General features: G+C 72.6%; 16 protein-coding genes and 1 pseudogene. 9 read left to right on the top strand and 8 right to left on the bottom strand.

What is annotated here, in order from left to right; translation table 11 throughout:
- Positions 1–3 precede the first annotated feature (3 nt).
- The 5 genes from AB0F68_RS23215 to mce all read right to left on the bottom strand — a co-directional run bounded on the left by AB0F68_RS23215 (position 4) and on the right by mce (position 7,340).
- On the bottom strand, positions 4–1,098 hold the full coding sequence (locus AB0F68_RS23215; protein ID WP_357341648.1) for an AI-2E family transporter: 1,095 nt from the start codon (positions 1,096–1,098) through the stop codon (positions 4–6).
- Between the two features lie 451 nt (positions 1,099–1,549).
- Positions 1,550–3,547 (bottom strand): hypothetical protein, encoded by a 1,998-nt coding sequence (locus AB0F68_RS23210; protein ID WP_357341635.1) that lies wholly within the window; start codon positions 3,545–3,547, stop codon positions 1,550–1,552.
- Between the two features lie 171 nt (positions 3,548–3,718).
- A complete protein-coding gene (locus tag AB0F68_RS23205) occupies positions 3,719–4,975 on the bottom strand; it encodes a DivIVA domain-containing protein (protein WP_357341634.1) in 1,257 nt (418 codons plus the stop codon).
- 242 nt (positions 4,976–5,217) lie between these two features.
- Positions 5,218–6,573, bottom strand: a complete 1,356-nt coding sequence (gene ccrA, locus AB0F68_RS23200; RefSeq protein WP_357341647.1) for a crotonyl-CoA carboxylase/reductase — start codon at positions 6,571–6,573, stop codon at positions 5,218–5,220.
- Between the two features lie 290 nt (positions 6,574–6,863).
- Positions 6,864–7,340: a methylmalonyl-CoA epimerase gene (gene mce, locus AB0F68_RS23195; RefSeq protein WP_357341633.1), complete on the bottom strand. Its 477-nt coding sequence runs from the start codon at positions 7,338–7,340 to the stop codon at positions 6,864–6,866.
- A 398-nt stretch (positions 7,341–7,738) separates the two neighbouring features.
- Here mce and AB0F68_RS23190 point away from each other — a divergent pair, with 398 nt between their 5' ends.
- From AB0F68_RS23190 to AB0F68_RS23155, 8 genes are all read left to right on the top strand, one after another.
- The gene (locus tag AB0F68_RS23190; RefSeq protein WP_357341632.1) at positions 7,739–8,071 is read left to right on the top strand and encodes a hypothetical protein; all 333 of its coding nucleotides are present in this window, start codon (positions 7,739–7,741) and stop codon (positions 8,069–8,071) included.
- Positions 8,072–8,172: 101 nt separating this feature from the next.
- Positions 8,173–8,496, top strand: a complete 324-nt coding sequence (locus AB0F68_RS23185; RefSeq protein ID WP_357341631.1) for a hypothetical protein — start codon at positions 8,173–8,175, stop codon at positions 8,494–8,496.
- Between the two features lie 219 nt (positions 8,497–8,715).
- Entirely contained in the window at positions 8,716–9,909 is a 1,194-nt protein-coding gene (locus tag AB0F68_RS23180; RefSeq protein ID WP_357341630.1) for an acetyl-CoA C-acetyltransferase, read from the top strand.
- Between the two features lie 2 nt (positions 9,910–9,911).
- Positions 9,912–10,916, top strand: coding sequence for a methylmalonyl Co-A mutase-associated GTPase MeaB (meaB, locus tag AB0F68_RS23175; RefSeq protein ID WP_357341629.1), 1,005 nt, complete (start codon positions 9,912–9,914; stop codon positions 10,914–10,916).
- A 146-nt stretch (positions 10,917–11,062) separates the two neighbouring features.
- Positions 11,063–11,473: an Asp23/Gls24 family envelope stress response protein gene (locus tag AB0F68_RS23170; RefSeq protein WP_357341628.1), complete on the top strand. Its 411-nt coding sequence runs from the start codon at positions 11,063–11,065 to the stop codon at positions 11,471–11,473.
- Between the two features lie 96 nt (positions 11,474–11,569).
- Positions 11,570–13,258, top strand: a complete 1,689-nt coding sequence (locus AB0F68_RS23165) for a methylmalonyl-CoA mutase family protein (RefSeq protein ID WP_357341627.1) — start codon at positions 11,570–11,572, stop codon at positions 13,256–13,258.
- A 181-nt stretch (positions 13,259–13,439) separates the two neighbouring features.
- The gene (locus AB0F68_RS23160; protein WP_357341626.1) at positions 13,440–14,360 is read left to right on the top strand and encodes a tetratricopeptide repeat protein; all 921 of its coding nucleotides are present in this window, start codon (positions 13,440–13,442) and stop codon (positions 14,358–14,360) included.
- 66 nt (positions 14,361–14,426) lie between these two features.
- Positions 14,427–15,731, top strand: coding sequence for an arginase family protein (locus AB0F68_RS23155; RefSeq protein ID WP_357341625.1), 1,305 nt, complete (start codon positions 14,427–14,429; stop codon positions 15,729–15,731).
- A 4-nt stretch (positions 15,732–15,735) separates the two neighbouring features.
- On the opposite strand, the gene AB0F68_RS23150 is transcribed toward AB0F68_RS23155, so the two are convergent.
- Positions 15,736–17,703 carry a penicillin-binding transpeptidase domain-containing protein gene (locus AB0F68_RS23150; protein WP_357341624.1) on the bottom strand — a complete coding sequence of 656 codons (1,968 nt, stop codon included), beginning with the start codon at positions 17,701–17,703 and terminating at the stop codon, positions 15,736–15,738.
- 287 nt (positions 17,704–17,990) lie between these two features.
- On the opposite strand from AB0F68_RS23150, the gene AB0F68_RS23145 reads away from it, so the two are divergent.
- Positions 17,991–23,057, top strand: coding sequence for an NAD-glutamate dehydrogenase (locus AB0F68_RS23145; RefSeq protein ID WP_357341623.1), 5,067 nt, complete (start codon positions 17,991–17,993; stop codon positions 23,055–23,057).
- A 64-nt stretch (positions 23,058–23,121) separates the two neighbouring features.
- Here AB0F68_RS23145 and AB0F68_RS23140 read toward each other — a convergent pair whose 3' ends face one another.
- Both AB0F68_RS23140 and AB0F68_RS23135 read right to left on the bottom strand, forming a co-directional pair.
- On the bottom strand, positions 23,122–23,883 hold the full coding sequence (locus AB0F68_RS23140; protein WP_357341622.1) for a class F sortase: 762 nt from the start codon (positions 23,881–23,883) through the stop codon (positions 23,122–23,124).
- A pseudogene (locus tag AB0F68_RS23135) lies at positions 23,870–24,475 on the bottom strand (hypothetical protein); the annotation flags it as partial. The gene AB0F68_RS23140 and the pseudogene AB0F68_RS23135, both read right to left, overlap by 14 nt.

Genomic DNA, 24,475 nt, shown 5'->3' with positions numbered 1-24,475 from the left:
GGGTCAGCGGGTCTCCTGCCGGGGCAGCACCACCTCGCGCAGGATGAGCTGGAGCGCGGCCACCGTGGGGATGGCGATCAGCGCGCCGACCACACCCAGCAGCGACACCCCGAGCAGGGCGGCGAGCAGCGCCGCCACCTCGTTGACCGAGACTGCCCGGCGCATGATCTTGGGGTAGATCAGGTAGTTCTCGACCTGCTGGTAGATGAGGAAGAAGACCAGGCAGGCGATGCCGACCGGCAGGTCGGTGGCGAGCCCGACCAGGGTCACCACCACGGCGCCCAGGGTCGCCCCGATCTGCGGGATCAGGTCGGTCACCGCGACCACCACGGCCAGGGCGAAGGGGTACGGCAGCCCGACCACCAGGGCGAACACGAAGGTGCTCGCCCCGGCCAGCACCGCGATGGACAGCGCCCCGACCATGTACGCGCCGACCCGGGCCAGGATCTCGTCGCCGATCAGGCGGACCCGCTCCCGGCGGGACCGGGGCACTAGCGCGTACCCGAGGTCGCGCAGCTTGTTGAAGTAGGCCAGGAAGTAGATGGTCAGCACCAGCACGGTCAGTGCCCGGAAGATGGTGCCGAAGATGAGCTGCGCCCCGCCCAGCACACCGCCGAGGGCCCGGCCGATGGTGTCGGCGTTCGCCGCCGACTGGACGCGCTGCATCACGTCGTAGCGCTCGACGAGATCGTTGACCGTCGGGTTGCGGCGCAGGTCGTCGACGTAGCCGGGGAGATGCTCGATGAACTGCCCGGACTGGGTCACCACCGGCGGCACCAGGGCCAGCAGGCCACCGACGATCAGCAGCACCAGGGTCAGCGTCACCACCGCCACCGCCAGCCCGTGCGGCAACCCCCAGCGGCGCAACCGGACCACCGCCGGGTGCAGGCCGACGGCGAGGAAGAGCGCGATCACCACCAGCACCAGGATGCCGGCCGAGTTGCGTACGCCCAGGAACACCGCGTACGCCAGCAGCACGCCGAGCGCCCCGGTGAAGCCGAACAGGAAGCTGCTGCGCCGCAGCGGCCGGCCCGGCACGCCGAATCGCCCGCTCGGCTCGAACTCGGTCGGCTCGGTCTCCACGCCGACCTCGGCCAGCGCGGGCTTGCCGGCCGGCCGGCCACGGTCGAGCGGCTCCCGCCCGCCGGCCGACCCCTTGCTGCCGGTCGGTTCGTGGGCCTCGGGGCGGCGGGGCGTGACGTTCGCGTCGTGGGGACCGGGTTCGGGGCGCGCCGCGTCGAGCGGGTCGTCGTCCGGGCCGGCGGAACCCTCCTGCGACACCCGTGCCTCCCCGGCTCCCCGCTCCGGCCCGGCGGAGCGCCCCTGCGGCGGACCGTGAGCACCGGACGGGTCCTCGGCGGCGCAGCCCTCTGCCCCGCAGGTTAGCGGCCGACGCCCGCCCCGACCATCCCCTCCATCACTTCCGCCGCCGTCGCCGAGGTGGGGCTTCCCAGGGTGCCGGACGCCGCCAGCCCGGCGAGCTGGTGCGGGCCCTCACTCGTGCGGCGAGGTGGGGATCCGGCGGGTCGGGTGCGGGACCGCCGGCGGGTCAGTCCTTGTCGACGGTGACGGCGCTCGGCTTGGCGCTGCGCTCATCGGTGGTCGGCTTGGTCGGGCGCTTGCCGTTCTCGCCGGTGCTGGTGATCTTCGTCGGGGTGGCGCCCCGGCCGCCTTCGCCGGGCACGGCCGCCACGGTCGGCCCGCCGTCGACCCCGGCGCTGGCGCCCGAGCCGTCCACGGTGGTCACCGGCTCGGCGACCGGGCGCGCCTTCGCGCCGTCCGCCGGCTCGCCGGTCTTCGCCGCCTCTCCGGCCTTCGCCGCCGGGGCGCCGCCGTTGGGGGAGACCGTCGCGATGCCCTTGGCGGTGACGGGCATCGGGCTGCGGTCGCCCTTCGGCCCGCCACCGGACTCACCGCCGGCCGCCGTGGCCAGCTCGGCCGGGTCGACCGGAGTGGTGGCGAGGCCGGCCGGGCCGGCCTCCGCGCGCAGCTCGAGGAGCCGGCGCTGGAGGTCGTCTGACTCCTGCCGGGACTTCCAGGTCTCCGTACGCAGGTCGGCGAGCTCCTGCTGGGCGTTGGCGATCTCCAGCATCACGTGGGCGAGCTGCTGCCGGCCGGCGGCCACCTCCTGCTGGGTGGCGGCGAGGTGCTGCTGGGTGGTGGCCAGGTGCTGCTGGGTGGTGGCCGCGTACTCCTCGAACTGCCGGCGCGAGGCGGCCACGTGCTCGTCGGCCTTGCGGCGCCTGCCGACGGCCTCCGCCTCGGCCCGGCGGAGCAGCTCGGTAGCCTCCTCCTCGGCCCGCTGGCGCATGGTGAGCGCGTCCTGCTCGGCCGCCTGCCGCAGCCCCGCCGCGCCCTGCTCGATCTCCGCGCGCCGGGCCGTGTACGCCTTCTCCAGCTCGTCCTGCCGCTTGGTGTGCAGCTTGTCCAGCTCGTCGCGGCGCTTGGCGAACTCCTGCTCGGCGGAGGCGCGGCGCTGGGCCAGCTCCTTCTCCGCCGTCTCCCGCCGGGCGTTGACCTCCTTCTCCACGCCGGCCCGCCAGGCGCCCAGCTCCTGCTGGGTCTGGGCGCGGGCCTGCTGGACGTAGGCCTCGGTCTCGCTCCGCATCCGCTGCACGTACGCCTCGACCTCGGCGCGGTTGCGCTTGCCCGCCTCGGTGGCCTCGGTGGTGAGCCGGTTGGCCTCGGTGCGGGCCCGGCCGCGGGTGGCCTTCGCCGCCTCCTCCGCGTCGTCGACGATCTTCTTGGCCTCGGCGAGCGCCTTGGCGTGGGTGGCCCGGCCGGCCTCGGCGGCGGACTCGGTGAGCCGCTTGGCCTCCTGCTGGGCCTTGGCGTGCACCTCCTTGGCGGCCTCGCGCAGCTGGGTGGCCTCCTGCTGGGCCTTGGCCACCGCCTCCTTGGCCGTCTCGCGCAGCCGGGTGGACTCCTGCTGGGCGCGGGCGTGGATCTCCTTGGCGGTGTCCCGGAGCTGGGTGGCCTCCTGCTGCGCCTTGGCCAGCGCGTCCTGGGCGTTCTTCCGCAGCTTCTCGGCCTCGTCCCGGGCGGCCTTGAGCGTGGCCTCCGCCTCGGCCTTGCGGGCGGCGGTGTGCCGCTCCTCCTCGGCCCGACGGGCGGCGAGGGCGATCTCGAAGTCCTTGAGGGCCTGGGCGGCCTGCTCCCGGGCCTCCTCGATGATGTGCTCGGCGGCCGCGCGCCGGGCCTCGATCTCCTCGTTGGCGGCGGTCAGGATGTCGTCGGCCTGCTCCTCGGCCATGGTGAGGATCTGCTCGACCCGGGGACCGAGGTGCCGGAACGAGGCGCGGTCCACGACGCCCACCTGCTTGCGCACCTGGGCGAGGTCGCGTTGCAGCACCTCGACCTGGCCGGCCAGCTTGTGGATCTGGGTGTACGCCTGTTCCCGCTCGGTTGTCAGCGCCGAGATCTCGTGCTCCGCACGAGCGACGTAGCGGTCGACCTGTCGTTTGTCGTACCCCCGCAGAGCGGACTCGAAGCTGGGCTCCGTGGTCACGTCCCCGCCGAGGGCGAACAGTTCCTCGCCGTGCGACATGCCCCCATCCTCACACGCATCCGGCCCTGCTGGGGCGATACGGACGCCCCTGTTGGCAGGCGCACTTTCGTGAGCTGGCGAAACGAGCCGGAAAGCGTGACGGCGCGGGGCGGCACCGGTCACCCGGTGTCACCCCGCGCCGCGGCTCATGCCCCGTCTGCGGGTGGTTGTTCAGTTGGCCGACTCGGCCGTGACCTTCTTGTCGACGCTGTCGGCCTTCGGTGCCTCCGGCTTGTTGGCGCCCGCCGCCGGCACGCCCGGCACGATGCCGGCGAGACCGGAGAGCATCTGCCCGAGCTGCGAGGTGACCGCGTCCTTCTGCCGGGTGAGGTCCTCGACCTCGCGGCGGGCCGCCTGGGTGGTCAGCTCGGCCTCGGTGCGGGCCTCGCTGAGCAGGCGCTGCGCCTCGGCCCTCGCCTCGGACACCGTCTTCTCGGCCAACGCCTTGGCCTTCTCGACCGTGTCGGTGGCGGTGCGCTCGGACTCGACCCGGCGGGCCTCGGCCCGCTGCTCGATCTCCTTGGCCCGCTCCTGGGCGGCCCGGGCGCGCTGCTCGGCCTCGCTGACCAGCTTCTGGGTCTGCGCGACCTGGGCGGCGTGCCGCTCGGACTCCTCGCGCTCGGCCTTCTCGCGCCGCTCGGCGAGCTGGAGCTCCAGGGCCTGAAGGTCCTTGTCGCGCTTGTCCCGCGCGTCGGTGAGCAGCTTGGTGGCCTCGGCCCGCTTCTCCTCGGCCTCGCGGGCGGCCTTGGCCCGCTGCTGGGTGATCTCCCGCTCGGCGGTGGCGCGCAGGGTGGCGACCTCGCGCTCGACCGTCGACTTCAGCTCGGCCACCTCGTGCGCGGTGACCGTACGCAGCTGCTTGGTCTCCCGGTCGGCGTCGGCGCGCAGGGTGTCGGCCTCGCGGCGGGCCTGCACCCGGACCTCAGCGGCCTCGCGCTCGGCGGCGGTGCGGACGCTGCCGGCCTCGCGCTCGGCGGAGGCCTTCATGGCGGCCGCCTCGGCGCGCGCCTTGTCGGTGATCTCCCGCGCCTCGAGGCGGGCGGCGGAGAGGATGCCCTCCGACTCGCGCTTGGCCTCGTTGCGGTGGTCGTTGGCCTGCTCCTCGGCCAGCCGGAGGATCTGCTCGACGCGGGTGCCCAGGCCGGAGAGGGTCGGCCGGCTGTTCTCCTCGAGCTGCTTGTTGGTCTCGGTGAGCTTCTGCTCGAGCGCGCCCTGGCGCTGCTCGGCCTGGCGCAGCCGGCGCTGGGCGTCGTTCATCCGCTGCTCGGCCTCGGCGCGGGCCTGCTCGGACTGACTCAGGGCGGCGGTCAACCGGCCGATGAAGTCGTCGACCTGGTTGGTGTTGTAGCCACGCAGGCCAACGGTGAAATCGGGCTGTGAGTTCGCGTTATCGAAGAACGCAAGAGGGGAGGACTGCTGCTGGGGCATTGGGACATACTCGCAGACGCCCCAGGGTGCTTCGCAAGAGCGGTCCGCAGCTTTCGTGTCCTGTTTACATGGTCAACTTCGACGGGCGGGGGGACCGGACCAACCGGCGATCTTGGCAGGTCCCGGGCGGGTCGGGCGGCCCGGCGGGGAGCGCGCGAAAAGGGCCGCGGGACGATGCCCGCGGCCCTTTGTCTTCAAGCAATCGAATGGTGTTCCGGCTTACCGGAAAGGCAATGCGGCGGTCAGTGCCCGCGGAACCGGTTGATCGCGGTTTCGTGCCGGGCACGCAGCTCGGTGTCCCGGACGCCGAGGCCGTCGGTGGGCGCCAGGCAGCGCACGCCGACCTTGCCCTGGTGCGCGTTGCGGTGCACCTCGTACGCGGCCTGGCCGGTCTGCTCCAGCGGGTAGGTCCGCGACACGGTGGGGTGCACCTTGCCGAGCGCCACGAGCCGGTTGGCCTGCCACGCCTCGTGATAGTTGGCGAAGTGGCTACCGACGATCCGCTTGAGGTGCATCCAGAGGTAGCGGTTGTCGTACTGGTGCAGGTAGCCGCTCGTGGAGGCGCAGGTGACGATGGTGCCGCCCTTCTTGGCGACGTAGACGCTGGCGCCGAAGGTCTCCCGGCCCGGGTGCTCGAAGACGATGTCCGGGTCCTCGCCGCCGGTCAGCTCCCGGATCCGCTCGCCGAGCCGCCGCCACTCGTCCTGGTCCTGGGTCTCCTCGTCCTTCCAGAAGCGGAAGCCCTCGGCCGTGCGGTCGATGACCAGCTCGGCGCCCATCTTGCGGCACAGCTCGGCCTTCTCCGGCGAGGACACCACGCAGACCGGGATGGCCCCGCCGTTGAGCGCCATCTGGGTGGCGTAGCCGCCCAGGCCGCCGGAGGCGCCCCAGATCAGCACCACGTCGCCCTGCTTCATGTTCGCCCCGTGGTGCGAGACGAGCTGCCGGTACGCGGTGGAGTTGACCAGCCCGGGGCTGGCCGCCTCCTCCCAGCTCAGGTGGCGCGGCTTCGGCATGAGCTGGTTGGCCTTGACGACGGCCAGCTCGGCCAGGCCGCCGAAGTTGGTCTCGAAGCCCCAGATCCGCTGCTGCGGGTCGAGCATCGTGTCGTCGTGGCCGGCGGCGTCCTCCAGCTCGACCGACAGGCAGTGCGCCACCACCTCGTCGCCCGCCTTCCACCGGGTCACCCCCGGCCCGGTCCGCAGCACCACGCCGGCCGCGTCCGACCCGACCACGTGGTACGGCAGGTCGTGCCGGCGGGTCAGCTCGGAGAGCCGGCCGTAGCGCTGGAGGAACTTGAAGGTGGGCAGCGGCTCGAAGATGCTGGTCCACACGGTGTTGTAGTTGATCGCGCTGGCCATCACCGCTACGAGCGCCTCGCCGGGGCCCAGCTCGGGGGTGGGCACGTCCTGGACGTGCAGCGCCTTGCGCGGGTCCTTGTCCCGGGTGGCCATGCCGTCGAACATCTGGGTGTCCTCGGCGCGGACCACCACACCCCGGTAGGTCTCGGGTACCGGCAGGCCGGCGAGGCCGGCGAGCTCCCGCTCCGGCTGCGCGGAGCCCTCCGCCGCCATGATCGCTTCGAGGATGTCCTGCACGGTGACCTCCCGTTCGTCGCGCACCCGCACCGGGCGGGCAGGGGCGCTGCCATCGTCGGCGCCGGTGCGACGGGACCGCCATGTCGGCAATCGACACATCCGGCACCGGTCGCGCTCCTGTGGGGCGGGACGTTACTGAACGGTAGCTAGGGCGGGAAGTCCTCTGTGAAAAACTGCATCCGCCGATGCGTGGAGGTGTCCGTGGGAACGCGGAACCGCGCAGTGCCGCGCCGCGTCCCAGGCGGTAGGAAGGAGCCCCGGCCACCTCGGCCGGGGCCCCTCCGGTGGCCTCAGTGGCCGGTGGCGGCCGGCTCGACCAGCTCCACCAGGACGCCGCCGGCGTCCTTCGGGTGCACGAAGTTGATCCGCGAGTCGGCGGTGCCCCGCTTCGGCTCCTCGTAGAGCAGCCGGACGCCGCGCTCGCGCAGCGCCGCGCAGGCCGCGTCGATGTCGGTCACCGTGTACGCGACCTGCTGCACGCCCGGCCCGTTGCGGTCCAGGAACTTGGCGATCGTCGAGGACGGCGACAGCGGGGCGAGCAGCTGCAGGCAACCGCCCTCGGTGGTCGGCCCGACGGCGAGCATCGCCTCGCGGACGCCCTGCTCCTCGTTGGTCTCGGTGTGCACGCAGCGCATGCCGAAGGTGCGCTGGTAGAAGTCGATCGCGGCGTCCAGGTCGGCCACGGCGATCCCGACGTGGTCGATGCGGAGCAGGCCGACGTCGGGGACATGGTCGGCAACGGGCTCGACGGGGGAGTTCTCAGCCATGGCGCTAGTGTGGCCTAACGATCGTTCGGCCGGCCTCCCCAGTCGGGCATCTCACTCGGCTGAACGGACGACGCCCGGACGTCCTCGGCGTAAGCCTCGGTCGAACGGCCGACCCGGAGCGGGGTCACCCCGGCCCCACATCCTCCGTATGCCCGACCGGCGGCCGGCGCCGCTCCGATCGTCCTGCTGGACGGACGATGCCCCGATGAGCAGGTCGCGAGCAGGATTCGAACAGGCACGCACATCAGCAATGGTCGTCCCCCGGCCGGCGCTCGCGGCCCGCGCACGGGGGCCTCGACCGGACTCGGGGAGGGTCGAGCCGTGCGCACGGCACCGAAGAAGCGCGGTAACGCATCGGACGCCACCATCGCAGGCGGCCCGGCTCGGGAGCGGTCGGCATGACGCTGGAGCAGTGGGCGGCGGCGAGCGTCGTGTTGGGTGCCATCCTTAGCGCGCTGACCCTGGCCGTGACGGTGAGCCGGCCGCTGCGCCGCCTGGCGCGCCACAACGACGAGTTCCGGCAGGACTGGTATGGGGTGCCGGCCCGACCGGGCCACGACGCCGTCCCGGGGGTGCCGGAGCGGTTGCGGCGGATCGAAACGGAGCTGCACCCGAACGGACGCGGAACGCTGCGGGACGCGGTCAACGATGCGGAGCGCCGCCTCAAGGACGTGGAGAGCCGCCTCGACGACCACCTCCGGGCGCAGCACGGTCGCACATCCCACGGCTGACCGCGATCGCCAAGGGCCCCAGCTCATCGATCGTTCGGCATATGCGAACCCGGACGGTGCAAGGTTGATCTGCAACTTGCATGCGGTGAAGAGTACGGATGGTGAGTTCACTGTCACGCCCCGTCGCTGCCATCTGGATCCCCTCCCACGTCGACCCGATCGAACCCCACCTCATGACCTGCCTGGACCACGCGAGGCGCTGCCGCTACGACCTCCTCGGGATCATCACCACGGCACCGTGGGACGAGGTCAGGCAGATGATGATCGACGGGAAGGTCGACGTGGTGGTGGTCGCCCAGCGGGAGCACCTCCCGCCGGACCGGACGCCGCGGATCGAGGTGGCCGCCCGAGGGACGCACCTGTCGCTGGCGTCGTCGCCCAGGGGGCCGGTGCCGCCGCGTCGGCGCCGGCCGCGTCAGGGCTGAACGCGCGAACAGCCCGGCGAAGGCGTGCTGTTGCTGCCGCGTCGGGCCGGCCGGGCCCGGAGGCCGGGCGCCGCGGCGCGACGACCAAGCCATCGACCGTCATGATCTGGAGCGCATTGCGGACGTGCTCGGGGTCACCGTACTGTCGCTCTTCCCGGCAGATATGGTGCGTCCTAACAATCGTTAAGGCGTACAGGTCGGCACCCCTCGGAGGCAGGCATGGCTTCGGTGATCGTCAGCGGCGCGCGGACCCCGATGGGGCGCCTGCTGGGCAACCTCAAGGACCTCCCCGCGACGAAGCTCGGTGGCGTCGCGATCAAGGCAGCGCTGGAGCGCGCCGGCGTGGCCCCGGACCAGGTCCAGTACGTGATCATGGGGCAGGTGCTCCAGGCCGGCGCGGGCCAGATCCCGGCCCGCCAGGCCGCCGTCGAGGCGGGCATCCCCATGTCCACCCCGGCGCTGACCATCAACAAGGTCTGCCTCTCCGGCCTGGACGCGATCGCCCTGGCCGACCAGCTCATCCGGGCCGGCGAGTTCGACATCGTGGTGGCCGGCGGCATGGAGTCGATGACCAACGCCCCGCACCTGATGCTCGGCCAGCGCTCCGGCTACAAGTACGGCGACGTGACCATCAAGGACCACATGGCCCTGGACGGTCTCACCGACGCCTGGGACTGCTGCTCGATGGGCGAGTCCACCGAGCGGCACGGGGTGAAGCACGGCATCACCCGCGAGGAGCAGGACGCGTTCGCCGCGGCCAGCCATCAGCGCGCCGCCGCCGCGCAGAAGAACGGTCACTTCGCCGACGAGATCACCCCGGTGATCATCCCGCAGCGCAAGGGCGACCCACTGGTGATCAGCGAGGACGAGGGCATTCGCCCCGACACCACGGCCGAGTCGCTGGGCAAGCTCCGCCCGGCGTTCACCAAGGACGGCACCATCACCGCCGGCAGCTCCTCGCCGATCTCCGACGGCGCCGCGGCGGTGGTCGTGATGAGCAAGGCCAAGGCCAAGGAGCTGGGGCTCACCTGGCTGGCCGAGATCGGCGCGCACGGCAACGTGGCCGGCCCGGACAACTCGCTGCACTCGCAGCCGTCCAACGCCATCCAGCACGCGCTGAAGAAGGGCGGCCTGAGCGTCGCCGACCTCGACCTCATCGAGATCAACGAGGCGTTCGCCCAGGTCGGCATCCAGTCCGCGCGGGACCTCGGGATCAGCACCGACAAGGTGAACGTCAACGGCGGCGCCATCGCGCTCGGCCACCCGATCGGCATGTCCGGCGCCCGGCTGGTGCTCACCCTGGCACTGGAGCTCAAGCGGCGCGGCGGCGGCACCGGTGCGGCCGCGCTCTGCGGCGGCGGCGGCCAGGGCGACGCGCTGATCATCCACGTCCCGAACGGCGCCGAGAGCTGACCGTGGCCGACAGCGTCCAGAACGTCCCGGCGGCGGCCACCGGCTCGGTGCGCCGCAGCCGGGACGTACCCCTGCTGGTCGAGCGGGCCCGCGGGGGCGACCCCCGCGCGGTGGCCCGGCTGATCACCCTGGTCGAGTCCGGCGACGAGGTGCTGCCGCAGGTCGCGGCGGCGCTGGCGCCCTTCGCCGGGCACGCCCAGGTGGTCGGCCTGACCGGCTCACCGGGCGTGGGCAAGTCGACCACCACCAACGAGCTGGTCCGGGCGCTGCGGGCGCGCGGCCACCGGGTGGGCGTGCTGGCCATCGACCCGTCCAGCCCGTTCACCGGCGGGGCGATCCTCGGTGACCGGGTCCGGATGCAGGACCACGCCACCGACCCGGGCGTCTACATCCGCTCGATGTCCAGCCGGGGCCACCTGGGCGGGCTGTCCGCGGCCACGCCGCAGGCGGTGCGGGTGCTGGAGGGCGCCGGCTGCGACGTGGTGCTGGTGGAGACCGTCGGCGTCGGCCAGGCCGAGGTCGAGGTGGCCTCGCTGGCCGACACCACGCTGGTGCTGCTCGCGCCGGGCATGGGCGACGCCATCCAGGCGGTCAAGGCCGGCATCCTGGAGATCGCCGACGTCTTCGTGGTGAACAAGGCCGACCGGGACGGCGCCGACGCCACCGTGCGCGACATCCAGGGCATGATCGCGCTGGGCGAGCGCGGGCCGGGCGAGTGGCGGCCGCAGGTGGTCCGCTCCATCGCCGCCCGCGCCGAGGGCATCGACGACATCGCCGCCGCGATCGACAAGCACCGCGACTGGCTGGAGCGCCACGGCGAGCTGCGGCGTCGCCGGGAGGCGCGGGCCGCCGCCGAGATCGAGGCGATCGCGCTGGGCACCCTGCGGGACCGGATCGGCTCGCTGCGCGACGGTACGCAACTGCCGACGCTGGCGGCCAAGGTGGCCGAGGGCGCCATCGACCCGTACGCGGCGGCCGCCGAACTGCTGGAGCAGTTGGGCGCCTGATCCGCCGGCGCGATCAGCGATCTTTTGAACGCCGGATCGCCGAGGGGCGGACCGGCGCCTGACGGGTCCACTGCGGATCCCGGCCGCCTAGTACGCTCGCACCGCCTCACTGAGCGCGTGGGGCCGGACGAACCCGGTGGGAGAGCATGGCTGACGAGACCCAGGAGCTGTCGGTGCTGCCGAACGCGGTGGCGGGCGGTGCGACGCACGTCTCCGACGAGGTGGTGGAGAAGATCGCGGTGGCCGCCGCGAAGTCGGTGTCCGGGGTGGCCGAGCTCGGCGGCGACGTGGCCCGCTTCTTCAACGCCGTGCTGGACCGGGTCGGGCTGGACCAGGTCGGCGACGCCCGGCGCGGCTGCTCGGCGCACGTCACCGACGGGGCGGCGGTGGTCAACCTGGTGATCGTGATCGACGGCGGCCGGCCGGTGCCGGAGGTGACCGACGCGGTGCGCGCCGCGGTGACCTCGGCGGTCGAGGCGTACGGGCTGCGGGTCGACGAGATCAACATCCGGGTCGACGACGTGGCGCTGGGCGGTCCGGCGGCGCCCTCGGCCTGATCCAGGTTACCGGCCGGTACGCACATCCTTAGCGATCGTTCAGGCTGGCGTTCTACACTCGGACTGCATCCGAGGACTCGAGGAGGAGCTCCGCGCATGGACGCCGACGAGATCGCCGCCGGTCGGGCCCGCTGGCAGGCCCGCTACGACGCCGCCCGCAAGCGGGACGCGGACTTCACCACGCTCTCCGGGATGACCGTGGACCCGGTGTACGGTCCGCCCGAGGGGGTGCCCTACCCGGGCTTCGAGCGGATCGGCTGGCCGGGCGAGTTCCCGTACACCCGAGGGCTCTACCCGACCGGCTACCGCGGGCGGACCTGGACCATCCGGCAGTTCGCCGGGTTCGGCAACGCCCAGCAGACCAACGAGCGCTACAAGATGATCCTCGGCGCCGGCGGCGGCGGGCTCTCCGTCGCCTTCGACATGCCGACCCTGATGGGGCGCGACTCCGACGACCCGCAGTCGCTCGGCGAGGTCGGCCACTGCGGCGTGGCGATCGACTCGGCCGCCGACATGGAGGTGCTCTTCGACGGCATCGACCTGGCCGGCGTGACCACCTCGATGACCATCTCCGGCCCGGCCGTGCCGGTCTTCTGCATGTACCTGGTCGCCGCCGAGCGGCAGGGTGCCGACGTGTCCACCCTGGACGGCACGCTCCAGACGGACATCTTCAAGGAGTACATCGCGCAGAAGGAGTGGCTCTTCGACCCGGAGCCGCACCTGCGCCTCATCGGCGACCTGATGGAGTACTGCGCCCGGGAGATTCCGCGGTACAAGCCGCTGTCGGTGTCCGGCTACCACATCCGCGAGGCGGGTTCGACCGCCGCGCAGGAGCTGGCGTACACCCTGGCCGACGGGTTCGGCTACGTCGAGCTGGGGCTCTCCCGCGGGCTGGACGTCAACGTCTTCGCCCCGGGCCTGAGCTTCTTCTTCGACTCCCACGTGGACTTCTTCGAGGAGATCGCCAAGTTCCGCGCGGCCCGCCGGATCTGGGCCCGCTGGCTGCGCGACGTCTACGGCGCCACCAGCGAGAAGGCCCAGTGGCTGCGGTTCCACACGCAGACCGCCGGGGTGTCGCTGACCGCCCAGCAGCCGGTCAACAACGTGGTGCGGACCGCCGTGGAGGCCCTGGCGGCCGTGCTCGGCGGCACCAACTCGCTGCACACCAACGCACTCGACGAGACCCTCGCCCTGCCCACCGACGAGTCGGCCGAGATCGCCCTGCGTACCCAGCAGGTGCTGATGGAGGAGACCGGGGTCGTCAACGTCGCCGACCCGCTCGGCGGCTCGTGGTACGTCGAGGCGCTGACCGACAAGATCGAGGCCGAGGCGGAGGAGATCTTCGCCCGGATCCGGCAGCTCGGCGGCGAGGGCCCGCACAAGATCGGCCCGATGACCTCGGGCATCCTGCGCGGCATCGAGGACGGCTGGTTCACCGGCCACATCGCCGAGTCGGCCTTCGTCTACCAGCAGGCGCTGGAGAAGGGCGACAAGCGGATCGTCGGGGTCAACTGCCACACCGGCACCGTGGCGAAGGACCTGGAGATCCTGCGCATCTCGCACGAGGTCGAGCTGGAGCAGCGCCGGATGCTCGCCGAGCGCAAGGTGGGCCGCGACGACGCCGCCGTGAAGGCCGCCGTGCAGCGGATGGTCGAGGTCAGCCGGACCGGGGAGAACATGATCCCGGCCATGCTGGACGCCGTCCGTGCCGAGGCCACGCTGGGCGAGATCTGCGACGCGCTGCGGGCCGAGTGGGGCGTCTACCGCGAGCCCGCCCGCTTCTGACCCGTCCTCCGCGATCTTGCACTCCGGGCCCGGCAGGTGCGGCCTCTGCGGCATTTGCCGGGGCCGAAACTGCAAGATCGGCGGGGTGGGGGTGGGGTGGCGCCGACCAGGCGTGACAGTTGCAACTGTCGCCGACGCGGTTGATCTGAGTTCCGCGGGACACGTGCGAGACTAGATAACCATGAGCGACCCACGGATCACCTCGTCGATCTTCACCCGCGGCGCGGTCGACCTCAGCGCGTTGCGCGGCACTTCCGAACCCTCCCGTCCCAGCACACCGAGCCAGGCCGGCCCGCCGGCTGGCGTACCCGGCGGCCCGCCGGCGGGCGGCGCCCTGGCCGTCATCGACGTGACCGAGGCGACCTTCCAGTCCGAGGTGTTGGAGCGGTCGCTGACCACGCCGGTGGTCGTGGACTTCTGGGCCGAGTGGTGCGAGCCCTGCAAGCAGCTCTCGCCGGTGCTGGAGCGGCTGGCCGCCGAGGGCGAGGGCGCCTGGGTGCTCGCCAGGGTCGACGTCGACGCCAACCCGCGGCTGGCCCAGATGTTCCGGGTCCAGGGCATCCCGATGGTCTACGCGGTGGTCGGCGGGCAGCCGATCGACGCCTTCTCCGGCGTGGTGCCGGAGGCCCAGCTCCGCCAGTGGATCCAGGCCATCCTCAAGGCCGGTGGCGTGACCGTCGCCGAGCCGGAGGACCCCCGGCTGACCGAGGCCGACGACGCGCTGATGTCCGGCGACCTGGAGGCCGCCGAGGCGGCGTACCGGAAGATCCTGGCCGAGAGCCCGGCGGACGTCGCGGCCGAGGCCGGCCTGGCCCAGGTCGGGGTCGCCCGGCGGGTGGCCGGCGCCGACCCGCGCGCCGCGCTCGCCGCCGCCGAGCAGGCCCCCGACGACATCGAGGCCCAGCTCCTCGCCGCCGACATCGAGGTGCTCAGCGGGCTGGCCGAGCAGGCGTACGCCCGGCTCGTCGGCCTGGTCCGCCGGACCGCCGGCGACGACCGGGAGCAGGTCCGCCAGCACCTGGTGTCGCTGTTCACCATCGCCGGCCCGGACGACCCCGCCGTGGCGGCCGCCCGACGTGCCCTGGCCAGCGCCCTGTTCTGAGTTCACCGCACGCCAGCGCGGGCCGGCGTACCGGCCGGCCCGCCCGACCATCGAGGACGGGAGCCCATGATGCGCCGGATCGCCGTCCTCGACGCGCCGACGAACCTCGGCCTGCGCCCACCCACGTCCACCTCCGTCCCGGGCTGCGCGAAGGCGCCCGGCGCGCTGCGCGACCACGGCCTGCTCGCCCGGCTGCGGGCCCGCGACGCCGGCTGCCTCACCCCGCCCCGGTACGACCCGGGTGACTGGCGCCCCGGCGACGGGGTCTGCCACGCGCCGGAGATCTCCGGCTACTCGGTGGCGCTGGCCGACCGGATCGGCGCGATCATCGACCGCGGCGAGTTCCCGCTGGTGCTCGGCGGGGACTGCTCCGTGCTGCTCGGCTCGGCGATGGCCATGCACCGGCTCGGCGAGGCGGTCGGCGGGCGGATCGGGCTGGTCTTCGTCGACGGCCACTCCGACTTCCGGCACCCCGGCAACGCCTCGTACGTGGGCGCGGCGGCGGGCGAGGACCTGGCCCTGGTCACCGGCCGGGGGCAGGCCGACCTGGCCGCCATCGAGGGGCGGCGCCCCTACTTCCGGGACATCGACGTGGTGGTGCTCGGCATCCGGGCTCAGGACGAGTACCGGCTCGATCTCCAGGCCGCCGGCATCACCACCCGCCCGGTCCCGGCGCTGCGCGCCGAGGGGGCGGCCCGCACCGCCCAGTGGGCGCACGAGCAACTGGCCGACTGCGCCGGCTACTGGGTGCACATCGACGTGGACGTGCTCGACCCGGCGGTGATGCCCGCGGTCGACGCGCCGGACGCGGGCGGCATCGCCTTCGCCGAGCTGGAGATCCTGCTCGCCGGGCTGGTGGACACCCCGCACTGCCTCGGCGTCGAGCTGACCGTCTTCGACCCCGACTACGACCCCGACGGCTCCTACGCCGCCGAGATCGTCAACACCGTGGTGGCCGGGCTCGCCCCGGTCGTCGCGCCCGGCGCGACGCCGCCCCGGCTGCTGCCGTCCGGCCCGGTGGCCCCGGCGCCCCGGCCCGGCAACGGCCGGCCACCGTCGCGCGACGTGCTGCCCGGCCCGGCGGCCGTTCCGGCGCCCGCGGTGGCGGTCGAGCCGATCGGCCCGACCCCGACCGGGGACGGAGACGATCCCGACGGCAACGGCGACCGGCCGGCGGCCGAGCCCCCGCCCGCCGACCCGGCCCGTCCGGGCTCGCTGCGCCGGGCGGTGGAGCCGAACGGGTCGGACGGACCCGAGCCGGCCGGACCGCTGGCATCGGCCGGGCCCGGGTTGCTGCGCCGGGTGGCCGGCGTGGAGGAGGCGGACGAGTCGGAGCCGGACCCGACCCGACCGGGTGTGGACATCGCCTGATCCGTCAGCGGGCGTCGAGGCCGCGGAGGAAGCGTTCGGCGATCGGGACGGCGCTGGCGGTGCTCGACCCGCCCTGCTCGACGAAGACCGCGAACGCCACGTCGCCCTGCCAGCCGACGAACCAGGCGTGGGTGTGCGCCGGGTTGTTGTCGTACTCGGCGGTGCCGGTCTTGCCGTACACCGGCTCGCCGGGCACGTCCGCCAGTGCGCTGGCCGTGCCGCTGGTGACCACCGCGCGCATCATCGTCCGGAGCGCCGTCACCGACTCCGCCTTGAGGGCCGGGCCGGCCGGGGCGGGCTTCGCCGGGGCCGGGTCCAGCAGCAGCTTGGGCTGCTCCCAGTGGCCGCGGGCCACGGCGGCGGTGGCGCCGGCCATGGCGAGCGGGCTGACCACGGTGGTGCCCTGGCCGATCGCGGCGGCGGCCTGCTCGGTGGCCGAGCCGTTGGCGGAGACCTTGCCGGTGAAGACGTCGGTGCCGAGGTCCCAGGACGCCTCCAGGCCGAGCGTGCGGCCGGCCTGCGCCAGCCCGTCCGGGCCGAGCTTCGGCGCCAGCGAGGTGAAGGCGGTGTTGCAGGACTTCGCGAAGTCGGTGGTGAAGGGGACGTCGCCCAGCTCGAAGTTGTCGGAGTTCTTGAAGGACCGGCCGTCGACCTCGAACGTCTTCGGGCAGCGCACGGTCGCCTCCGGGGTCACCGCGCCCCGGTCGAGCAGGGCCAGGGCGCTGACCATCTTGAAGGTCGAGCCGGGCGGAACCTGGGCGGTGAAGGCGAGGTTCTCGCCGGCCGCACCGGGGCCGTTGGCGGCGGCCAGCACGGCGCCGTCGCTGATGCGTACGGCCACCAGGGCGGACCGCCGGGCCTGCCCGCGCAGCGCCGCGTCGGCGGCGTTCTGGGTGGCCACGTCGAGGGTGGTCTTCAGCGGCTGGCCGGCCTTCGGCTCGCTGCGGAACACCTCGACCCCGCTGGGTGCGGTGGCGCCTTCCGCCGCGGGGTGCTCGGTGATCACGGTCACCCCGGGGGTGCCGCGCAGGCGGTCGTCGTAGCGGCCCTGGAGGCCGCCGTGGCCGACCAGGTCGCCCCGGACGTACTTGTCGGGGTGGGCCTTGAGGTCGTCGGCCTGGGCCGGGTCGACCGAGCCGAGCAGGGCCCGGGCGAACTCGCGGGTCGGGGCCAGGAAGAGCTGGTCGGACTGGAACCGGGTGCCGGGCAGCTCGTAGATGCGGGGCTTGATCTGGCGGTAGGCCTCGTCGCGCAGGGTCACCACCTCGACGAGCGCGCCCCGATCCGCCTCGCTCAGGCGCTTGGGCAGGTCGGAGAGGTCGACCGGCGGGGTGAGCGCGGGCCGGACCGCCTTGAACGCGGCGTCGAGCTTCCGGACCAGGCCCTTCACGTCGGTGACCTCGCCGGGGTTGACCTGCACCCGGACCACCGGGCGGGGCGCGACGATCGGGGCGCCGGCGGAGTCGAGCACGCCGGTCCGGGGCGCGGCCTCCCGGCGCAGTGCGAGCCGGTCGCCGGCCGCCAGCTTCTCGTGCACGACGCTCGGCTCCCAGATGACCTGCCACTGGTCGTCTGCACCGTGCCGGAGGCGTACCGGATTCTCGTAGGTCCAGGTGGTCCCGCCCGGCAGCGGCCAGGTGAGCCGGACCGGCGCGGTGGCGATGTCGGCGGTGACCTTCACCTCGCCCGTGCGCTCGAGCTTCGGCGGGCTGTCGGCCAGCTCGCCGGCGAGCGACCGGAGCTCCTTGGTCACCTCGGTCGCCGGCACCTTGGCGCCGGTCGGGTCGATGAAGCCGACCGCCTGGAGGTCGCCGGAGTGCCAGCCCTTCAGGAAGGCGTCGACGCTCTGCTCCGGCCCGTCCTCGCCCGAGCACCCGGTCAGCCCGCCCGCCGCCAGCACGGCGGCGGCCAGCGCCGCGAGGACCCGGCGGCGAGGGGAGAGGTGGCGGTGGACGGGGTACGACAGGAGCATGAAGCAATCCCTCCGGTTTGAAACTGCCCTGCACGCTAGTACGCCCCGCGGCTCGCCACCGCCCCGAAACGGCCCTTGCGCAGGCAAAGAGTGGCCTGTGGCAGTGTGATGAACATCGCCAGTCCGGGTACTCCGCGACCGGCCGACCACGTACCCGCAACGGGTGAAAGGACAGAGTCCCGATCCGGACGTCCGGCCGGTGGTCCGCCGACGAAGGGGCACAGCGGCAGGCCTAGGCTGGGCGGCAGAGTGACCCACAACGCGGTGGGTCGAGGGGAGTGGCACCGATGGACCGGCGTCCGGCGATCAAACCGGGACCCGACCTCCGGCAGGCTGACACCAGCCGGGACGATGACAGCTTCGATTCGGCGACCGACGGGGACGGTTTCGGCCGTCTCGACACAGGAGTGACCGGGATGACCGGTTCCAGCATCGACACCCTCTACGACCTGGGCCTGCCCGCGCCGGCACTGGGCGACGAGGCCGAGGACGCCGAGCTGGACGAGCCGGTACCGAACGCGGAGCGCCTGGTCGCCCAGGCGGTCGCGCTGGCCGGTGACGATCAGGACGCGGCCACCCTGGTGAGCCGTTTCTGGCGGTTCGCGCCGGACGAGGAGCTGATCGGCTTCACCGCCGAGGAGATGCTCGACGCGGCCCGGGCCCACCGGGACCTCGCCCAGCAGCGGGTACCGGGCGAGCTGAAGCTGCGCATCCACGAGCCCGACGCCGAGCAGCACCACACCGTGATCGAGATCGTCACCGACGACATGCCGTTCCTGGTCGACTCGGTGACCGCGCTGCTGAACTCGCACCACCTCGACGTGCACCTGCTGGTGCACCCGCTGGTCGTGGTCCGGCGTGAGCCGCTCGGCCGGCTGACCGAGGTCTCCGCGGACGTGGAGCCGGACGACGCGATCGCCGGCGACCTGGTCGAGAGCTGGATGCGGATCGAGATCGACCCGGTCCGCGACGCGGCCGAGCGGGACACGCTGCGCCGGGAGCTGCAGCGGGTGCTCACCGACGTGCGGGAGGCCGTCGAGGACTGGCCGAAGATGCGGCAGCGTGCCCTGGCCCTGGCCGACGAGCTGGCCTCGGCGCGCACCTCGGACAACCGTCCGCCGGTGCCGGAGAAGGACATCACCGACTCGGTGGAGCTGCTGCGCTGGCTGGCGCACGACCACTTCACCTTCCTCGGCTACCGCGAGTACCGGCTGGTCGACACGGACGGCGCGGACGGCGGCCAGGCCCTGGAGGCGGTCCTCGGCACCGGGCTGGGCATCCTGCGGTCCGACTCGCCGGAGGCCCGGTCGCTGAACTCGATGACCCCCGAGGCGCACGAGAAGGTGCTGGAGAAGCGCCTGCTCATCATCACCAAGGCCAACTCGCGGGCCACCGTGCACCGCTCGGCCTACCTCGACTACATCGGCTTCAAGATCTTCAACGACGCCGGTGAAGTGGTCGGGGAGCGGCGCTTTCTGGGCCTGTTCTCCACGGCGGCCTACCGGACCAGCGTGCAGGAGCTGCCGGTGGTCCGGCGCAAGGTCGCCGAGGTGCTGGACCGCTCGGGCCTGAGCCTGCGCAGCCACTCCGGCAAGGACCTGCTCCAGATCCTGGAGACCTATCCGCGCGACGAGCTGTTCCAGATCAAGACCGACGACCTCTACCACGCGGTGATCGGCGTGCTCCGCATGGCCGGCCGCCGGCAGCTGCGGGTCTTCCTGCGCCGGGACGGGTACGGGCGGTTCATCTCCTGCCTGATCTACCTGCCGCGGGACCGGTTCACCACCCAGAACCGGCTGCGCATGCAGGACATCCTGCTGCGCGAGCTGAACGGCGTCGGGGTCGACTACACCACCCGGGTGACCGAGTCGATGCTGGCCCGGGTGCACTTCATCGTCCGGACCGACCCGAACAGCCCGCCCGGGGAGATCGACGCCGACCTGCTCGCCGAGGAACTGGCCGACGCCACCCGGCTCTGGGACGACGACTACCGGCTGGTGCTGGAGCGCAAGCTCGGCGACGAGCAGGCCAAGCACCTGTTCAGCCGCTACGCCGACGCCTTCCCGGAGGGCTACAAGGACGGGCACACGCCGTACGAGGCGATGAAGGACCTGGCCAAGCTGGAGCTGCTGGAGGAGCCCGGCCAGCTGGAGATGCACCTGTTCCGCAAGCAGCTCGCCGGGCGCACGAACGGCACCGGCCGGAGCGCCGAGGTCGACGAGACCATGGACGTCCGGTTCAAGGTCTACCGGTACGGCGAGCCGATGATGCTCTCTGCCGTGCTGCCGGTGCTGCACTCGCTCGGCGTCAAGGTGGTCGACGAGCACCCGTACGAGGTGGAGCGCGTCGACGGCCGGATCTGGCTCTACGACTTCGGGCTGCAACTGCCCGAGGCGCACCAGGAGCTGGCCGAGGTCCGCCCGCACGTGGAGAACGCCTTCGCCGCCGCCTGGCGGGGCGAGGCCGAGGTGGACGGCTTCAACGAGCTGGTGCTCCGGGCCGGGCTCACCTGGCGGCAGGTGGTGGTGCTGCGGGCGTACGCGAAGTACCTGCGGCAGGCCGGCACCGTGTTCTCGCAGGAGTACATGGAGCAGACCTTCATCGCGTACCCGCGGATCGCCTCGCTGCTGGTGGAGCTCTTCGAGACCCGGTTCCGGCCGGGCGCGTCCACCCTGGACGAGCGCCGGCAGCGCAGCGGCGAGCTGGTCACCGCGATCGGCTCGGCGCTGGACGACGTGGCCAGCCTCGACCAGGACCGCATCCTGCGCTCCTACCTGACGCTGATCCAGGCCACCCTGCGCACCAGCTTCTACCAGAAGCCGGTCGGCGGGCGACCGAAGTCGTACGTCGCGTTCAAGCTGGACCCGCAGGCGATCCCGGAGCTGCCGGCGCCGCGGCCCAAGTTCGAGATCTTCGTCTACTCGCCGCGGTTCGAGGGCGTGCACCTGCGGTTCGGGCCGGTGGCCCGGGGCGGCCTGCGCTGGTCGGACCGGCGCGAGGACTTCCGCACCGAGGTGCTCGGCCTGGTCAAGGCGCAGATGGTGAAGAACGCCGTGATCGTGCCGGTGGGCGCCAAGGGCGGCTTCGTGCTGAAGCAGAAGCCGGGCGACCGGGACGAGGCGGTGGCCTGCTACAAGGAGTTCGTCGGCGCGCTGCTCGACGTCACCGACAACATCTCCAGCGGCGAGATCGTGCCGCCGGAGGACGTGGTCCGGCACGACGCCGACGACCCGTACCTGGTGGTGGCGGCGGACAAGGGCACCGCGACCTTCTCCGACATCGCCAACGAGATCTCCGCCGCGCACAACTTCTGGCTGGGCGACGCGTTCGCCTCCGGCGGTTCGGCCGGCTACGACCACAAGAAGATGGGCATCACCGCCCGGGGCGCCTGGGAGTCGGTGAAGCGGCACTTCCGGGAGCTGGGGCACGACACCCAGACGCAGGACTTCACCGTGGTCGGCGTCGGCGACATGTCCGGCGACGTGTTCGGCAACGGGATGCTGCTGTCGAAGCACATCCGGCTGGTGGCCGCCTTCGACCACCGGCACATCTTCCTGGACCCCGACCCGGACGCGGCCACCTCGTGGGACGAGCGGAAGCGGCTGTTCGACCTGCCCCGGTCGTCCTGGGAGGACTACAACACCGAGCTGATCTCGGCCGGTGGCGGGGTGTATTCGCGGACCGCCAAGTCGGTGCCGGTCTCGCCGCAGGTGCGTGCGGTGCTCGGCCTCGCCGACGACGTCACGCAGCTCAGCCCGCAGGAGCTGATGAAGGCGATTCTCACCGCGCCGGTGGACCTGTTCTGGAACGGCGGCATCGGCACCTACGTGAAGGCGTCGACGCAGACCAACGCCGAGGTCGGGGACAAGTCCAACGACGCCATCCGGGTGGACGGCAAGGGCCTGCGCTGCCGGGTGGTCGGCGAGGGCGGCAACCTGGGCTTCACCCAGCACGGCCGGATCGAGTACGCCTCGGCCGGCGGGCGGATGTACACCGACTTCATCGACAACGCGGCCGGGGTGGACTGCTCCGACCACGAGGTGAACATCAAGATCCTGCTCAACACGGCGGTCGCCGACGGCGCGCTGGACATGCCGGAACGCGACGAGCTGCTGGCGCAGATGACCGACGAGGTCGCCGAGCTGGTGCTGCGGGACAACTACGACCAGGCCCGGGCGCTGAACAACGCCCAGGCCCAGGCCGCCTCGCTGCTCCCGGTGCACCGCCGCATGATCAGCGACATGGAGCGGTCGGGGGCGCTGGACCGGGCGCTGGAGGCGCTGCCGCCGGACGAGGAACTGGCGGTGCGCGGCGAGACCGGGCTGACCGCGCCGGAGTTCGCGGTGCTGCTGGCGTACGTGAAGATCGTGCTGGAGCGGGAGATCGTCGGCGAGGGGCTGGCGGACGAGGAGTGGACGACCGACGTCCTGGTCAACTACTTCCCGACCCCGCTGCGCGAGCGGTTCGCCGACCGGATGGGCCAGCACCGGCTGCGCCGCGACATCGTCACTACGGTCCTGGTCAACGAGGCGATCAACCGGGGCGGCATCACGTTCGTCTTCCGGGTGGTCGAGGAGACGGCCGCGTCCGCGGCGGACGTACTGCGGGCGTACGTGGTGGTCCGTGAGGTGTTCGGGCTGCGCGAGCTGTGGGACGCGGTCGAGGCGCTGGACAACAAGGTCTCGCCCGAGTTGCAGACGAGCGTCTACCTGGACACCCGCCGGCTGCTCGACCGCGCGGTGCGCTGGCTGGTCACCAACCGGCGCTCGCCGATCGACGTGCCGGGGGAGATCGCCCGGCTGCGGGACGGGGTGGCCCGGCTCCTGCCAGAGCTGGAGAACCTCTTCTACGGCACCGAGCGGGAGGCGATCGCCGCCCACATGGACTCGATGACCGGCAAGGGGCTGCCCCGCGACCTGGCCGAGCAGGCGACCCGGCTGATGTACAGCTTCGGCCTGCTCGACATCGTGGAGACCGCGCAGTCGACCGGCCGGGACGTGAGCGAGGTGGCCTCGGTCTACTTCGTCCTCTCCGACCGGTTCCGGGTGGACGCCCTGCTGTCGAAGATCTCCCTGCTGCCGCGGGAGGACCGCTGGCAGACCCTGGCCCGGATGGCGCTGCGCTACGACCTGTACGCCGCGCTGGCCGCGCTCACCGCGGAGGTCCTCGGCTCCACCCCGGACAGCCTCCCGCCGGTCGAGCGGGTGCAGGAGTGGGAGCAGGCGAACGCCACCTCGATCCACCGGGCGCACCGGGCGATGGGGGAGTTCGACGAGTCCCGCGCCGACCTGTCCGCCCTCTCGGTGCTGCTGCGGCAGATCCGTACCCTGGTGCGGACCTCGGCGGCGGCCTGACGGTACGCCGGCGCGGCCCGGTGGTCGGTCACCCGACCACCGGGCCGCGCCCGTCCGCCTCGCTTCACGCCATGCTGGCGAAGGCGATGACGTTGTCGACGTAGCTGCGGGCGCTCGCGTCGAACGCCCCACCGCAGGTGACCACCCGCAGGCTTGGCTTGTCCGAAGGGCCGTAGACGAGCTCGGTGGGGAAGGCCGTCTTCGGGTACGACTTCACCTCGGTCACCGTGAACGTGGCCGCCGAGCCGTCCTCCCGGGCGATCGAGATGGTGTCGCCCTTCTGGAGCGAGCCGAGGTTGAAGAAGACGGCAGGCCCGAGCTTGGCCGAATCGACGTGGCCGACGATGACCGAGTTGCCGACCTCGCCGGGACTGGGCCCCGGGGAGTACCAGCCCGCCTTCATGGCCTGCTCGAGCGGGGGCACCTGGACCGTGCCGTCCGAGTTCATGCCGAGGGTCATGATCTCGGCGTGCACGCCGATCCGGGGGATCGAGATGGTCGTCGGGGTCGATCGGGGCAGTCCGGCGAGGGTGAGGTCCGGGTGCGGCGTGACCATGGAATCGTCGTCGACGGAAGCCTGGTCGGCGGTCTCCGCGCCGATGACGCCCGCGGGGCCCGGGATGGCGGTCGGAGACGGGGACAGGTCGGCGGGCCCGGCCTGGGCGAGCGGCTGGGGCGGGCGGGGCGGCGGCGCGGTCCGCACGGACGCCCCGATCATGCCGGCGCCCACCATGGCGAGCAGGACGACGACGGCCGCGCCGGCGGCGCGCCACGGTTTCCCGTGACGGCCGCCGGCCCGTGTCGCCGTCCGGTCAGACGAGGTCATCGCCCCGCCGCCGGCGCAGCAGGATCATGCCGCCCAGGGCGGCGGCGCCGATGACGCCAACCCCGCTGGCGGCCATGTTGCGGTCCAGGCTGGTGGTGGTCATGCCACCGTCACCGCCGTCGACGTGGCCACGCGGCATGCAGTCCCGGTCGTGGTCCTTGCGGTCGTGGTCCTTGCGGTCGTGGTCCTTGCGGTCCTCGTCCCGGCTGTCCCAGCTCCGGTTGTCCCAGTCCTTGCGGTCCTCGTCCTTGCGGTCGTGGTCCTTCCGGTCCTCGTCCTTGCGGTCCTCGTCCCGGTCCTTGGCGTCGTGCTCCTTGTTGTCCCGGTCGTTGCGCTCTTCGTCCTTGCGGTTGTCGTCCTTGCGGTCCTCGTCCTTGCGGTTCTCGTCGCTCCGGTCCCGGTCCTTGGCGTCGTGCTCCTTGTTGTCCCGGTCGTTGCGCTCTTCGTCCTTGCGCTCTTCGTCCTTGCGGTTGTCGTCCTTGCGGGCCTGCTCGTTGCCCGACTCGTCGGCGGCCATGCCGCCGCCCTGGCCATCGGCCCCCGACTGCCAGGACTCGTTGCCCTGCCAGTCCTTGTGCTCCTCGCCCTTGGC

Source organism: Micromonospora sp. NPDC023966 (assembly GCF_040639095.1).
Classification (GTDB): Bacteria; Actinomycetota; Actinomycetes; order Mycobacteriales; family Micromonosporaceae; genus Micromonospora.
Note: the sequence above shows the minus strand (reverse complement) of the source record. Positions and strands in the feature narration are given on the sequence as shown.